This is a genomic window from Paenibacillus sp. D9 (assembly GCF_001188365.1).
Taxonomy (GTDB): Bacteria; Bacillota; Bacilli; order Paenibacillales; family Paenibacillaceae; genus Paenibacillus_O; species Paenibacillus_O humicus.
In genome coordinates this window covers 49,738-63,330 of the sequence record NZ_JZEJ01000001.1, presented here as the reverse complement: position 1 = coordinate 63,330, position 13,593 = coordinate 49,738, and the positions used below count along the sequence as shown (strand labels likewise).

Below are 13,593 nucleotides of genomic sequence, written 5' to 3'. Positions count from 1 at the left end.
CTTCTCTCCCCCTAATCCTTCATGCCCGAGCTCGCCATCGTTTCGATGATGCGGCTCTGCGAGAATACGAACAGCGTGATCGGCACGCTCATCAGAATGAGAGCGACGGCGGCTCCGGCTCCGGCGCGGGCAATGCCGCCCTGGACGATCTGCCCGGCGGCGTAGTGCAGCGTCTTGAGCTGCTCGCTGTAGATATAGCCGTTGCCGTCGCTGCCCCACAGCATCTGGAAGAGCAGGATGATCAGCGTCAGCCAGGCCGGCTTGACGTTGGGCATGACGATCGTCCACCAGATGCGGTACTCGCTGGCGCCGTCGATCTTGGCCGCCTCCAGCAGCGCGTCGGGAATCTGCTCCATGAACTGCTTCATGAGATAGAGCCCCAGCGAATAGGCGAAAGCAGGAATGATTACGGCCCAGTAGGTGTCGATCCATCCGAGCCAGGACAGGATCATATAGTTCGGAATCGCCGTCACGGCTGGCGTGAACATGAGCGACAGGACGACGATCTGGAACAGGAAGCCCTTGCCCGGAAAGACATGCTTCGCCAGCGGATAGGCTGCCGCCGAAGCGAGCAGCACATGGCCGACGATGCCGAGGCCGGTAATGAAGATCGTATTGAACGCATACCGGGTGAACGGCACCCAGGTGTTGCCGAGCAGATTCATCAGATCGGTGAAGTTGCTGAACGTCGGATTTTTGACGAACAGCGTAGGCGGAAACGTAAAGATTTCATCCAGCGGCTTGAACGCGTTGTTGACGGCATAGATGAGAGGCAGCACCATGAACGCTCCGAACAGCAGCAGCAGGAGGAAGAGAGAAACGCTGCCGGAGAGCGATCGATTGACACGCTTGCGCGGCGCAAGGATGGCAGCCATGTCATTCCCCTACCCTTCTCAGCAGTTTTTGGACGAGCAGATTGGTGCCGACCATCAGGAGGAAAAGCACGGTCGCGATCGCCGAAGCGTATCCCATCTCGAACCGGTTCGTGCCGAAGTCGATCAGATGCGTGACGACGGTCTCTGCGGCATAGTTGACGCTTGGGAAGCCGGCCAGGGCGATCGAGACGTCCGCCACCGCAAACGAGGCTGTCAGCTGGATGACCGCGCCGAACATCAGCTGCGGACGCATCGAGGGCAGCGTAATATACCAGAGCTCCTGCCAGCGGTTGCGGATGCCGTCGACGGCGCCGGCCTCGTACAGCGTGCGGTCTACCGTCTGCAGGCCCGCGATGAAGGCCAGGAAGCCGGTGCCGAGGCTGAGCCACAGCTGGACGAGAATGATGATCGGCATGACGTAGGCTTCCGTCTTGAGCCAGAGGATCGGCTCCAGAATGACGCCGAGCTTGATCAGCACCCCGTTCGCAATGCCGTAGCGGTCTCCGGAGAAGATCATCAGCCAGATGAAATACACGTTGCCCGATATGGACGGAGCGTAGAAGACAAGGGTCATGAATGCCCTCAGCTTGGGCGGAAGCTCGTTGATGATCCAGGCGAAGACGAAGCAGGCGATATAGCTGATCGGTCCCGTTATAATCGCGAACAGGATCGTATTCTTGATGGCGATCAGGAAGACGTCGTCCTCCAGGAACAGACGAGCATAGTTCTGCCACCCGATGAATTTCGGAAATTCCAGCATGTTGAAATAGGTGAAGCTGAGCAGAATCGAGATGACGACAGGCACGACGGTGAACAGGAAGAACAGCGCCATATAGGGCGCCATGAGAAAATAGCTGTGCCGTGCGGCCTTGATCTGCTGCCACAGCAGGCTCAGCCGAGCCCCAAGCCGGGAGCGGGCCGGAGCTTGGGCGACGGCAGCCTGTTCGTTGCGAACCGATGATTGCGGCATGGTTAGTCCTCCCCCCAAGCTTTACGGCAGCCCGAATTCCTTGCGCTTGGTGCGAATTTCGTCCTGAATGTATTCCGTGTAATCCATCATGGACTCTCTGGCCTCCACGCCGCCGACGACGGTCTGATAGAAGGCGTTGAACAAATGCCTGCCGGTAAAGTAGCCTCCCGGCACCTCGGGAACGCCTCTGACCTCCGCGAACTGCTCCTTCAGGCTGGCGTAATCCTGTGCCGGCCAAGGAAGGGAATCCAGCGCGGCGATGTTGGCCGTCGGATAGCGTGCGGCCGCCCCCATCAGCCCTTCCATCTCGCGGCCGAATTCGGCCTGGATGCCGGCGCTGGTCCACCACTTCATGAACTGCCAGGCGGCATCCTTGTCGCGCGCTTCCCGCAGCATCATGACGCCGCTTCCGGAAGCCGGCGTATCCCGGCGGATGGAGCCGTCCTGCTGCAGCGTTCCGGGAACCGGAACGAAGCCCCATTGCCCCCGGATCTCCGGAGCGAAGACGGAGAGCTGGTTGTACATCGTATAATCGGTGATCCCGATCGGCATCTGGCCCGTCCGGAACCGGTTGGCGAAGTCGTATTCGCGCTCAAGCTTGTAGTCCGTATAGAATTCCGTCCATTGCTTGAAGGTCTCGATGCCCACGCGCGAATCCAGATCCGACTGCCGCCCTCCGTCCCGATAGAAGGAGCCGCCGTTTTGCAGCAGCAAAGTGGAATATTGGGAGTTCGGAGGGATATTGACGCCCTGCATGTTCGCCTGGGCGACGACCGGCAGCCCGAATTCCATATGGTTCTTGCTCAGGATGGACAGCAGATCCTGGACGTCGTCCCACGTCTGAGGCACCTCCAGCCCAAGCTCCTGCAGGACGTCCTTGCGGTAGAAAAGCATGTTGAACGTCTGCGTCTCCGGCAAGGCGTATACGCCGGACTCATAGCGATAGGGCACGATGGCGCTGTCGCGAAACTCCTTGGCCGCAGCCTCGAAGTCCGGGAAGCCGGTCAGGTCGACCGCGGAGCGCCGCATGGCGAAGTTGACGGGAAGATCGTTGCCGATCTGCATCGCCACATCGGGACCTTCTCCGGACAGCGTCGCCGGCAGAAGCGTCCCCATGTTCACGAGCTTCAGATTGACGCTGATGCCGCTGTCCGGAGTGAAGCTCTCGTCGATCATCGCCTTCATCGTATTCGCCTGGTCGCGTCCGCTGCCGATCCACACCGTGACCGTGCGGTTCTGCTTGCCGTCGGAAACGTTGCCGATATTGTTGTAGTCCGTGAAGAAGGAGCTCATGAAGGTGCCCGCTTCATGCTTCAGCTGCGGCCAGAAGCCACTTCCCGTGTCCGGAATCCTCCTGCCGGGGGAAGCGACGTACAGCGCATCGATCTCCAGCGGCTGCTCCCTGGCCTGCTGCACCCAGGTGCCGAGACCGCCCGTGTTCGTCTTGTAGGCGTTCAAACGGCGCGGAATCGTCTCCGGGCTCGCGATCATCTCGTCGAGCTGGCGGGACATCGTGTTCAGCAGCGCTTCCTGGTCGCTCGACTGGCCGGACAGCTTGCGCAGCTCCGAGGCGATGCCTTTCAGGCGCTTGCTCTCCGCGCCGAATACGTCCAGCAGGTTCGGAATCTGGCGTTCGATCCGGTAGTCCCGGAACTCGTCCGGCTTCGTCCCTGTAATCATCAGAATCTGACGGTACATCGCATTCAAATTGTAGAGGCTGTCCTCGACGCTCTGGATCAGCGGCGCAAAATCCCCCAGCACCGCCTGCAGCCGGATGACATGCTTTCCTTGTTCAAGCCGGAACAGATAGGGATCCTCTCCACCCATCACATCCAGGCGGTACCCGCTCTTGTAGCGGAACGGCACGGTTTCCATCTCGGCAAAAGGAACTTTCCCGTCGATCGTGAGCTTGCGGGTCGCATAGATTCCTTTGACGAAATTCTGCTGGCTCTTGAAGGCGATCTGGTAAAGTCCCGTTTCCGGCACCTCAACTTCCCATTCGATCCATTCGCCGGGCAGCCGCCAGTTGTAGCCGCCGATCGTATTCACCCGGATCTTGGAGGCGCTGTAAGGCTTGACCGCGGGACTCGATCTTTCCGTCATCGGGTAGAGCGTCGGGGAAGACTTGCCTGCGGCGGACTCTCCTTCCACTCGCAGCAGCACATCCGCCGGCTGGCCGGCTCCCTCTCCCTCTCTGTAGGCCGCCTTCGCCTCCTCGTAAGAGGGCGGTTTCGGCGCCTGATACAGCTTCAGGGAGCGGATCGCCATCGGCTCGCGTCCGGATGTGAGCGAGAGCTTATGGACTCCTTTGGAAAAGTAGAACCGGTAAGGCTCCTGCTCGTAGCCGCTCGGATCCTCGAAAGGCTGCTCCATCCAGCGCGGCTGCTCCTTCTGCCGGGGACGGAGATCGTTATCCTGATTGTCCCTCTCCACCTCATCCTTCTCGTTGGCCCATACCCGGTCGAACTGCAGGTATTGCGCTTCGGAGAAAGGAAGGCTGCCGTCGATCCTCAGCTCTCTTTCGATCGCCGAGCTTTTTCCTTCCGTCGGAAAATAGGTGAGCGCCAGCTGGTACAAGCCTTCCTCGGGAATGTCGACCGTCCATTGGACCGTGCCGCTTTCTCCCGTAAGCAGGGAAGCGCCGCTCATCCCTTCCAGGTTGTCCTTGATGGCAAAATCGCCGCCGATGGCGGAGGAATACGACGACGCTTCGATGACGATCTCATGCTCCGGCATGGGAGCGTTGGAATGCGGCTCTATGTAGGCTGCGTAGCTGTTCGCCTTGATCGCCGTCTGCCGGGCCCATCCGCTCGCCGCCGGCCCGGCAGCCTTGGCCTTGCTGTCTGAAGCGCCTATGACTCCTGCCGCCGGAGCCAGCAGCAGCGATACGCTCAGCAGAGCGGCTCCCGCCCTGGCCCATCCCTTATGTAGGCTCAATCCAGCCATGCCTCATATCCTCCCCTAGCAGTTCGGTAGCCGACGACGAGCGGGCAGCGGACGGCTCCCAGGAGGGTCACCGCTTCGCTGCCCTTGCCGGTCCTTTACTTCAGCTTGTCGATGGAAGCCTGGGCTTGGGCTTTGTACTTCTCTGCCGTAGCCGCAACGGAAGCGTTGTTCTTGATGATATCCGACACGAACGCCCCGGTCGGATATTCCGGATACGCGTCATCCAGCGTGATTTTGCCGGTTCCGGCGATATGCTCGCGCATCATCTTGATATCCGCTTCGTCGGTATACAGGCTTTCGAGGTAATCCTGGCCCGGATACTCTTCGATCTGCGGAATGTCGAAGGTCTCTTCGTAAATTTGGTAGACGAGCTTGGGATCCTTGACGCCCTTCGGAATGAATTTGCCGGATTGGGCCGTATTCGCATACGTGATCTCCTTGCTTCCCTGTGGACCGTTCGGAATCGGCACAAGGCCAACCTCGAATTTGAGATCCGGAAGCTGCCATTCCGCCGCAGTGAACAGCGCGACATCCCCGTCCTTGAATGTATTGCTCTCTTCCCAGTTCGTTTTGTCGCCCGTCTTGACCTTGACGACGTTCTCCACGTTGTAGAGGCGCTTCACGAACTCGGCCGCTTCGATCGTTTTCGGATCGCTCAGCCCTTCCTTGCCGTCCCGGTCGTCCACGACGGAGCCGCCGTTGGCCGCGGTGAAATGCTTGAACGCATCGTTCGCCCAGCCCGAGAAGCCGAATACGTCGATCTTGCCGTCATTGTCCGTATCCTTCGTCGCTTTTTTCGCCAGGTCGAGGAAAGTGTCCCAGCTCCATTCGCCCTTCGCGTACAGCTCCTGCGGATCCGGCAGCGACAGCTTCTTGAAGATGTCGCGGTTGTAGTGAAGGCCCAAGCCGATGCTGGTCGGATTGTCGAAGGCATACTCGCCGCCGGCGATCGCCGGATATTTGGCAATGAGATTGGCTTCCTTGTTGATGTTGTTGTCGGGAGTCGTGAACTCGGAGATCGGCAGCAGCTGGCCTTTCTTGATGGCAGGAAGAGCCGACTTATACTCCATCTGCATGATATCCGCGAACGGCTCTCCTGCGAGCACGGTAGTCGTGAACTTATCCATGTAGTTCTCGAACGGGACGTTGACGAATTCGAACTTGACGTTGTATTTCTTCTCCACCTCGGCGATCTTGTCCAGACGAGCCTTGTCGGAGGCGGTCGTGCCTGCCGGCTTCAGATCCCACCAGGCCGATACCTTGATGATGCGGCCTCCGAGATCAGGCACCTCGGCAGGAGCAGGGCTCGGTGAAGGGCTCGGCGAAGGGGATGCGCTTTCATTTGCCGGCGATGCCGTAGGGGCGGACGAGGTTTCAGGGCTTCCGCCGTTGTTGGAGCTGCATCCTGCTGCCAGCAGCAATCCGCTGAGGGTAAGGACGGACAATGCTTTCCATTTGCTTGTCATCGATAAGACCTCCCGGGAATGGTAAATGAGTTCAGCGTTCTCGACACATAACAATTTTTAGTTTTTAATTATTTTTGTTAGGTATCAAGTTATTTCAATCACAAAAAGAACGGTACCACATATCCAATGTAAGCGTCAACAAAAATAATTTTGGTCGTTTTGGAGGAGACAGGTTGTTTCTGAATTCATCGATTAACCCCCGTATATAGGTCTTTATTCTCTTTTTTCAGACCCGGAAATAAGTTTAGGTTAAAGTTGAAAATATGTTATTTATGACATAACATATTATGCAATATCTATTTCACAGCTATCATCAAGACTAACGGATCCTTTTCGGTATGCTTCCAGGGAAGATTAGTAGAGCTGAGCGGCTTGTTGTATACTGGAACGAGGTAGAGAAACAGGAAAATTGGAGCTTAAGGATGATCGTATGAAGACTAAAGTCACCATTCAGGAAATTGCCGATTTCACCGGTTTGTCCAAATTCGCCGTATCGCGAGCGCTGTCAGGCAAATCCGGCGTGAGCGAGCAGACGCGGGACTTGATCTTGAGAGCTGCCGGACGGCTCGGATACTTCAAGGACAATCCGGCAGCAGCGCCTGCGGAGTCCTTCTCCAAATCAGAGCTGCCTGTGATCGATGATGGCGCCTTTGGCGGAACCGTCGTCATTCTATTCCCCAACATTCGTTACCAGAATCCGGAGTCCATCTATTGGGGGCCTTTGTTCAACGGAGTCACCTCCCGCCTCAATGCCCGGGGGATCCATATTCTCACCTTGACGGAGCCGTCCGTCGACCAGCTGTTCACCCTGCTCAATCCGCAAGCGATCCGGGGCATCATCACTCTCGGCAGCATTTCGACCTCGATTCTGCTCGAGATCAAACGTCTCCGCATCCCTGTCGTCATGGTCGACCATCTGGATCCCGCCTTTCACTGCGACAGCATCTTTACGGACAACCTGGCCGGCATGCAGGAAATCATGCTGTACTTGCTCCGCAAGGGCTTCCGGAGCTTTCAGTTCGTCGGCGATATCACGGACGCGCACAGCTACTATGAGAGATGGCTAGGCTTTCGGTTTGCGCTGGATGAGCATCAGGTCCCGCATCAACAGATCTCCGAGCTGACCGGCAAGAGCATCGGGAACCAATTTCACGAGACGTTTGTCCGGCATGTGCAGCCGGATAAGCTTCCCGAGGTTTTTGTATGCGCGAACGATTTCTGGGCCAAGATCACCATCGAGGCGCTTGCGGGGATGGGAGTAGCCGTGCCGGAGCATTGTTTTGTGACGGGATTCGACAATACGTACAGCGAGGATCCGATTCTGGCCACCGTCCACGTCGATACGGAGCAGCTCGGCGTCCGCGCCGTCGATCAGATGCTGTGGCGCATCTCCAACCCCGAGAGCTGCCGCGAACGCAAGATGCTCCATGCCGACGTGATCGTCCGCGAGGATATCGCTTCGCGCCGTTAGGCAGCTCTTGGTTTGAACGAAAACCGGGGCTTTCCCAAAAAAGCTCCTATCCTGTAAAATCCGGCAGATATTATGCCGAAGCCGGAAAACGGGACGAAGCCGAGGATCATTCGGCTTCGTCCCGTTTTCGCTTTTTCCTCACCTGTATCCGGTTCAATCATGGGACGACGGAAAGCCGGCAGCCTTTATCATCCGCTCTCTCTCTAAAGGGGGAACAACCAAAGCCAGATGAAAGAATTTTTTCCGGTCGTCCCATGAATGGTTGGAACCCCGCCGAATACGTTTTCCCCACAGTGCTGGGAGCTATGCGAGGCGCAGGCGTCTTGACGGTAGAATAAATTTGAAATACATTAATGTCAGTCACCACTGACAGACACTTCTTAATCTACAGAAAGGGAGTTGATCATGCGTCAAATTAAGCAGGGGAGCGCGGAGAAATTGCTAAGGGCTGCAATCGACTTAATATCAGAGAGAGGCTACCACGGCGTCACGACACAGGAAATAGCCTCATCTGCCGAATTAAGCGAAAAGACGCTTTTTCGACATTTCGGAAGCAAACAAAATTTGCTGGAAACCGCTCTTGAGCGTTTTCAGTATGCCGAAGAAATGCGAGTTCTCTTCGACGAGCAGATTGTGTGGGAGTTGGAAATCGACCTACTAGCCATCAGCAAAAAATACCATGCCATCATGAACCGAGACCGAAAGCTGATTATGATCGCCCTAAAAGATGAGGTCCATATCCCTGGCTTTAAAGAACGTCGACTGCAGCATCCCCGCCAACTATTGACGTTTCTGACAGATTACTTCATTGCAATGAGCGAAAAAGGAAAAATTGCTTGCCCGAACCCCATCATGCAAGCATTTACATTCATGATGGCTCAATATGGCGCGTTCATGAACGATTTGGAAGCTGGAACCAATTATTCTGGCATCAGTCTCGATGAGTTCATACAAGAGAACGTGAAAATCTTCGTTAGATCTTTAACTCTTCCTGCTACACCGTGTGAAAAGGAGCTGCAAACGAGATGATGAACGAGGAAGTTTCCGCATTTATCGAGAACCTTAGTCAACCATGGCAAACCGAGGTCAGCAACCAGCTGCGCCAGATGGTACATCAGGTTATTCCAGAAGCCGAGGAACGCATTCAGTACAAAAAGCCCCACTTTCTGAAACATGGACATTATGCAGCGGTTATTTCACCATCGAAAGATGCCATTGTATTCATGATCATGAATGCTACCGGCCTTACGTTTCCCAAAGGATTTGAAGGACCGGAAGAGAGAAAATGGATAAAAATCCGTAAAGAGGATACACCCGATTACTCCCTCCTGGCCAATCTGCTGGTTCAGGCTTCAAGCACTCTGTAGCATGGACTGATTGTCGGAACTTTCACATTTATCTTGCAGGGCATAGGTTCCCTGCAAAATACAAGGAGGATTCTCATGAACAACAATAAGAATCAATCGTTTGAGATTGCATTTACACGTGTATTTGATGCTTCTCGCGAAATCGTATTTCAAGCGTGGACAGAGCCGGAACATTTCGCGAAATGGTGGGGACCAAAGGGGTTTAGCCTCGAAGTCGTCAAAATGGACGCTCGATCAGGTGGCGAATTTTTAGGTTATCAGACGTCTCCTGACGGACACCACGTCATGTGGGGAAAATTTGCCTACCAAGATGTTGTTGAACCCGAAAAAGTGGCCTTTATCCAATCCTTTTCCGATGAACAAGGCAATACGATCCGAGCGCCTTTCAGCACGAGCTGGCCTCTTGAAGTGATGAATATCATCACGCTAGAAGATAACGAAGGGAAAACTGCCTTAACACTGAAAGGCGGCCCTGTGAACGCATCCGAAGACGAGCTAGAAGCCTACAAGGGTATGGCTCCAATGCTTCAACAAGGTCTTGAAGGCACTTTCGATCAACTTGCCGATTATCTCGACTCCCTATCCCTGAAGTAAATAGCGATATCCGCTGGCCAAACAAAATATAAGCGACCAACCGGCCGCCGCCGTATTGCCTCTCACCATGTAGGCAATCTGCGGCTCCAAATGCTTCGGCTGATTTTGCAGGAACAGCTTGAGCATTTTATCGTAGAGCTTGCCGACAGCGGGCGCATACAAGTCGGACAAATCCGGCATTGCCTTGTTCAGCCGATCCATCGTTTGCGGAGAGTCCATCCAGACCGCATTGAACTTGTACCCTTTCTCCGTCTTGCGGATGTAGCCCTTCTCCAGCAGAAACGAATATAACTCGCGGTTTTCTTCGTTGTCGGGCAGTTCGCCTTGCCGGAACGCATGGCACACCTCGACATCCCGGTAATCCAGATGACGCCAATCCTTGCGGTCGCTCCAGTGCGTATTGAATTGCCACAAGTATAAGGGGCTGTCTTCGACGTAGCGAAGCATCGGACCTAAGGTGACGTAACGATTCAGATCAAACCCCGGATCGGCATGGCGGCTCCGGTTCAACGCTGCATAGGCGACATACTGACCCCCGTCCTTTCGCATCGGCGCGACCGCATTGAAGTTTTCGCCCGCCGGCATGCACGGCCAGGATCGCTCCCCGACGTTCTTGGGCAGCAAGGTCCAGAGCAGAAAGTTATAGTCGCCGTCCGAAATATACACTCCGGCTTCGGCCGCTTCTTTCCGTTCCACCCGATCGAATCCATCATTCGCCTCCGCAATTGCCTCTGTAATTCCTAACAATCAAATAGTGTGCCTAGCGGAATAAAGGCTGGGATATTTCCAAAAAAATTTGGACGTCCTACCGATTCACTCATACATGTAAAATTTCAAAAATCGCGGATAGGTCATCTGAATGGTTTAAGAGACGGTATGAACTTTTTGTTGAGTATAATGGAACAAGAATTAAACAAGCCGAAGTTTAAGGTTCTCACTTTCAGTATATAAAGATACTTTTTTCCGACTAACTGAACAATATCGCTGCAGTCTACTACATTGGACCTGTACAGCCACCTTCTCCCGAATAAGCAGAAAGAGATGGCGGAAAAATTGGTGCTATGCTTTTCGGCACCAGCTCATAAGTAAGTTGTTGTCCAAAACGGTACCAAAAAAGGAATGGGACCAAAATGGCAGCAAATCGACTTCTGGGCAAAAAGAAAAGGCCTCTGCCAAGGCCCTAAAAAGCAGAAAACCCTTGATATACAAGGGTTTTCGAGGTGTTTCTTAATATGGAGCCTAGGGGGATCGAACCCCTGACCTCATCGCTGCCAGCGATGCGCTCTCCCAGCTGAGCTAAGGCCCCGTATGCTCGGTCTCGACTATGTATTTGTTCTTGAATCTCTCAAACAAATCAGCACCGCGACAAGAAAGATCATACCATGGACATATAATTAGTGTCAACTGTTAATTTTAAAAAGTTGACCCCGCCTTTTAATCGGAACTATACTGAAATAGTTAAAAGGTGTTAACCATTAAATGATTTTAACCAATATGCCCGAGGTGATGCCCGCTGGAACAGCAGGACCGACTATCCCAGTTGATCAGTCTCCATATGCAGACCATTGTCGACAGCTACGCCAAGCTGCAGGATGCCAACATGACGGCCCCTCAATACTCCATCCTGCAGACGCTCGCTCACGAGGGCAGCAGAACCTCCTCCGAGCTGGCGGCCAAGCTGGGCGTGACCCCGTCGGCCGTGACGAACCTGAGCGGGAAGCTCGTGGACAAAGGGTACATCGAGCGGGTCGTCAGCGAAGAGGATCGGCGGCATGTGCATCTTCGCATCACGGAATCCGGGCGCGCCGCCGAGCAAAGGCTGGTAGAACGATTTTTGCAGCTGACCGACGGTCTGTGGACGGAGTTTTCGGCAGAGGAGCTGGATCTGCTGATCCATTCCTACGAGAAAATGATCGCCCACCTGCAAAAGCGAATTCAAGAAACCTAAGACCTAATACACAGGAGGAAATAATTATGAACAGACTTAATGGCAAAGTGGCGATCATTACAGGCGCGGCAGGCGGCATGGGCAAAGCGGACGCGCTTCTGTTCGCCGAAGAAGGCGCGAAGGTCGTCATCACCGACCTCCAGGAAGAGAAAATCCAAGAAGTCGTGAAGGAAATCGAAGCGCTCGGCGGAGAAGCGATTGGCCTCAAGCATAATGTTGCCTCCGAAGAGGACTGGGTATCCGTCGTCGACGCGGCGATCGCCAAGTTCGGACAGATTAATATTCTCGTCAACAATGCCGGCATCTCCGACGCCGTTCCATTCCTGGATCAGACCGTCGAGCGCTGGGAGCGCACGATGACGGTCAATGTGACGAGCATCTTCCTCGGTCAAAAATACGTCATCCCGCATATGATCGAAGCCGGCGGCGGATCCATTGTGAACATCTCCTCCATCGCCGGCCTGACAGGCGGCAGCGGCGCCGGCCCTTACACCGCCAGCAAAGGCGCCGTGCGCATGCTGACGAAAGCGACAGCCGTCGATTACGCGAAGCACAACATTCGCGCCAACTCCATTCACCCGGGCTACATTGAAACGCCGATGACCGTCGATCTAATGAAGGACGAGCAGATGGTTCAATGGTTCCTGATGCAGACTCCGCTGCCGCGCCTCGGCAAGCCGGAGGACATCGCTCAAGGCGTCCTGTTTCTCGCTTCCGACGAATCCTCGTACATTACCGGCGTCGAGCTCCCGATCGACGGCGGCTACTACGCAAAATAAGAACCGCCATGAAAAAAGCACCCTTCGAGGGTGCTTTTCTGCTGCTGCCAAACGCGCAGACTTGAGCCGCAATTGCAGCGGACGGATGTGAATACTGAAGCTCTACAGGCTTCGGTCATTCCATTTTGCCGGCAGATCAAGCATCCGCCGGATTTTTGGACAGCAGGCTGGACAGCTCCTTCATGAACATGTCGATGTCCTTGAACTGCCGGTATACCGAGGCAAAGCGCACATAGGCGACCTCGTCGACCGGATACAGCTGCTGCATGAGAATCTCGCCGATATCGCGGCTCTCGACTTCCGCCTGCGCGGTCGTGCGGATTTCCTTCTCGACCTCGGAGACGATCTCCTCCAGCCTCTCGGCAGGAACGGGGCGCTTCTCGCAGGCGCGGATGAGCCCGCGCAGGATTTTGTCCCGGCTGAACTCCTCCCGGCTTCCATCCTTCTTGATGACGATCAGAGGAGTCTCCTCGATCATCTCGAAGGTCGTGAACCTGCGGCTGCAGCGCTCGCATTCGCGCCTTCTGCGGATGGACTTGTCCCCGTTGGCGGGACGGGAATCCAGCACCTTCGTTCCGGAATGCTCGCAATATGGGCATTTCATGGGGATTCCCTCCCTTGATTCGGTGTGATGGCTTTTGTTTTTCGTCTGATATCCGCGCGGCTGCGGGATTTGTGGACTGTCGGACAAATTATTGCCGAGCTCGCCGTATGATCCGGCAAATTCCGCACATAATACTTTTACCAACAGCGAGGAGGTGAACAACAATGGCTAACAACAACAGCGGCAGCAACCAACTGGTCGTGCCAAACGCAAGCGCGGCACTGGATCAAATGAAATTCGAAGTTGCTCAAGAACTGGGTATCGCCATCCCGCAGGACGGCTACTACGGCAACTTCACGACGTATGACGCAGGTTCCCTTGGTGGTTACATCACGAAACGCCTGGTAACGATCGGCGAGCAATCCCTGGCAGGTCAATACAAATAATTTGGCCTGATATCGGAAAGCCCGGCAACGTCCCCCCGCAACGGGAGGCGTTCCGGGTTTTTTTGCATTCAGCTGAGCCGGCCTGAAGCGCCTGACGCGCTGGCCATGTCGGGATACAAATCCCTATACTTATTATAATAATAATCGACACGTTGTACATAGTGGCGGGGCTCTCCCTACGGAAAGC

Annotated in this window: 13 protein-coding genes and 1 tRNA gene; 7 read left to right on the top strand and 7 right to left on the bottom strand. The window is 55.0% G+C overall.

All coding sequences use genetic code 11. The features are described 5' to 3' along the window. Positions 1 to 11 precede the first annotated feature (11 nt). The 4 genes from VE23_RS00285 to VE23_RS00270 all read right to left on the bottom strand — a co-directional run bounded on the left by VE23_RS00285 (position 12) and on the right by VE23_RS00270 (position 6,257). Positions 12 to 875, bottom strand: a complete 864-nt coding sequence (locus tag VE23_RS00285) for a carbohydrate ABC transporter permease (RefSeq protein WP_021880281.1) — start codon at positions 873 to 875, stop codon at positions 12 to 14. Position 876: 1 nt separating this feature from the next. After that, positions 877 to 1,845: a carbohydrate ABC transporter permease gene (locus VE23_RS00280; protein WP_049867035.1), complete on the bottom strand. Its 969-nt coding sequence runs from the start codon at positions 1,843 to 1,845 to the stop codon at positions 877 to 879. Between the two features lie 21 nt (positions 1,846 to 1,866). After that, positions 1,867 to 4,791, bottom strand: coding sequence for an extracellular solute-binding protein (locus VE23_RS00275; protein WP_049867034.1), 2,925 nt, complete (start codon positions 4,789 to 4,791; stop codon positions 1,867 to 1,869). Positions 4,792 to 4,886: 95 nt separating this feature from the next. Next, on the bottom strand, positions 4,887 to 6,257 hold the full coding sequence (locus VE23_RS00270; protein WP_049867033.1) for an ABC transporter substrate-binding protein: 1,371 nt from the start codon (positions 6,255 to 6,257) through the stop codon (positions 4,887 to 4,889). A 430-nt stretch (positions 6,258 to 6,687) separates the two neighbouring features. Here VE23_RS00270 and VE23_RS00265 point away from each other — a divergent pair, with 430 nt between their 5' ends. The 4 genes from VE23_RS00265 (at position 6,688) to VE23_RS00250 (ending at position 9,689) form a co-directional block, all read left to right on the top strand. Continuing rightward, a complete protein-coding gene (locus tag VE23_RS00265; protein WP_048745443.1) occupies positions 6,688 to 7,728 on the top strand; it encodes a LacI family DNA-binding transcriptional regulator in 1,041 nt (346 codons plus the stop codon). A 405-nt stretch (positions 7,729 to 8,133) separates the two neighbouring features. After that, on the top strand, positions 8,134 to 8,757 hold the full coding sequence (locus VE23_RS00260; RefSeq protein ID WP_048745442.1) for a TetR/AcrR family transcriptional regulator: 624 nt from the start codon (positions 8,134 to 8,136) through the stop codon (positions 8,755 to 8,757). Then, complete coding sequence (locus tag VE23_RS00255; RefSeq protein ID WP_048745464.1) at positions 8,757 to 9,095, top strand: DUF1801 domain-containing protein; 339 nt, start codon at positions 8,757 to 8,759, stop codon at positions 9,093 to 9,095. The genes VE23_RS00260 and VE23_RS00255 overlap by 1 nt, the downstream gene beginning before the upstream one ends. 75 nt (positions 9,096 to 9,170) lie before the next feature. Then, positions 9,171 to 9,689 (top strand): SRPBCC family protein, encoded by a 519-nt coding sequence (locus VE23_RS00250; RefSeq protein WP_048745441.1) that lies wholly within the window; start codon positions 9,171 to 9,173, stop codon positions 9,687 to 9,689. Here VE23_RS00250 and VE23_RS00245 read toward each other — a convergent pair. Both VE23_RS00245 and VE23_RS00240 read right to left on the bottom strand, forming a co-directional pair. After that, complete coding sequence (locus VE23_RS00245; RefSeq protein ID WP_021877746.1) at positions 9,675 to 10,385, bottom strand: hypothetical protein; 711 nt, start codon at positions 10,383 to 10,385, stop codon at positions 9,675 to 9,677. The genes VE23_RS00250 and VE23_RS00245 overlap by 15 nt on opposite strands. Positions 10,386 to 10,922: 537 nt before the next feature. Further along, a tRNA-Ala gene (locus tag VE23_RS00240) sits at positions 10,923 to 10,995 on the bottom strand. A 234-nt stretch (positions 10,996 to 11,229) separates the two neighbouring features. On the opposite strand from VE23_RS00240, the gene VE23_RS00235 reads away from it, so the two are divergent. Continuing rightward, positions 11,230 to 11,637, top strand: coding sequence for a MarR family winged helix-turn-helix transcriptional regulator (locus VE23_RS00235; protein ID WP_049867032.1), 408 nt, complete (start codon positions 11,230 to 11,232; stop codon positions 11,635 to 11,637). A gap of 26 nt (positions 11,638 to 11,663) precedes the next feature. Beyond that, on the top strand, positions 11,664 to 12,416 hold the full coding sequence (locus VE23_RS00230) for an SDR family NAD(P)-dependent oxidoreductase (RefSeq protein ID WP_049867031.1): 753 nt from the start codon (positions 11,664 to 11,666) through the stop codon (positions 12,414 to 12,416). A 136-nt stretch (positions 12,417 to 12,552) separates the two neighbouring features. Here VE23_RS00230 and nrdR read toward each other — a convergent pair whose 3' ends face one another. Beyond that, positions 12,553 to 13,020 carry a transcriptional regulator NrdR gene (nrdR, locus tag VE23_RS00225; RefSeq protein ID WP_048745439.1) on the bottom strand — a complete coding sequence of 156 codons (468 nt, stop codon included), beginning with the start codon at positions 13,018 to 13,020 and terminating at the stop codon, positions 12,553 to 12,555. Between the two features lie 164 nt (positions 13,021 to 13,184). Here nrdR and VE23_RS00220 point away from each other — a divergent pair, with 164 nt between their 5' ends. After that, positions 13,185 to 13,406: an alpha/beta-type small acid-soluble spore protein gene (locus tag VE23_RS00220; RefSeq protein ID WP_021877750.1), complete on the top strand. Its 222-nt coding sequence runs from the start codon at positions 13,185 to 13,187 to the stop codon at positions 13,404 to 13,406. The last annotated feature ends 187 nt before the right edge of the window (positions 13,407 to 13,593 follow it).

Bases quoted from the DNA above. Each gene is read 5' to 3' on its own strand.
- VE23_RS00285 (WP_021880281.1), bottom strand. From the start codon at position 875: ATGGCTGCCATCCTTGCGCCGCGCAAGCGTGTCAATCGATCGCTCTCC.
- VE23_RS00280 (WP_049867035.1), bottom strand. From the start codon at position 1,845: ATGCCGCAATCATCGGTTCGCAACGAACAGGCTGCCGTCGCCCAAGCT.
- VE23_RS00275 (WP_049867034.1), bottom strand. From the start codon at position 4,791: ATGGCTGGATTGAGCCTACATAAGGGATGGGCCAGGGCGGGAGCCGCT.
- VE23_RS00270 (WP_049867033.1), bottom strand. From the start codon at position 6,257: ATGACAAGCAAATGGAAAGCATTGTCCGTCCTTACCCTCAGCGGATTG.
- VE23_RS00265 (WP_048745443.1), top strand. From the start codon at position 6,688: ATGAAGACTAAAGTCACCATTCAGGAAATTGCCGATTTCACCGGTTTG.
- VE23_RS00260 (WP_048745442.1), top strand. From the start codon at position 8,134: ATGCGTCAAATTAAGCAGGGGAGCGCGGAGAAATTGCTAAGGGCTGCA.
- VE23_RS00255 (WP_048745464.1), top strand. From the start codon at position 8,757: ATGAACGAGGAAGTTTCCGCATTTATCGAGAACCTTAGTCAACCATGG.
- VE23_RS00250 (WP_048745441.1), top strand. From the start codon at position 9,171: ATGAACAACAATAAGAATCAATCGTTTGAGATTGCATTTACACGTGTA.
- VE23_RS00230 (WP_049867031.1), top strand. From the start codon at position 11,664: ATGAACAGACTTAATGGCAAAGTGGCGATCATTACAGGCGCGGCAGGC.
- nrdR (WP_048745439.1), bottom strand. From the start codon at position 13,020: ATGAAATGCCCATATTGCGAGCATTCCGGAACGAAGGTGCTGGATTCC.
- VE23_RS00220 (WP_021877750.1), top strand. From the start codon at position 13,185: ATGGCTAACAACAACAGCGGCAGCAACCAACTGGTCGTGCCAAACGCA.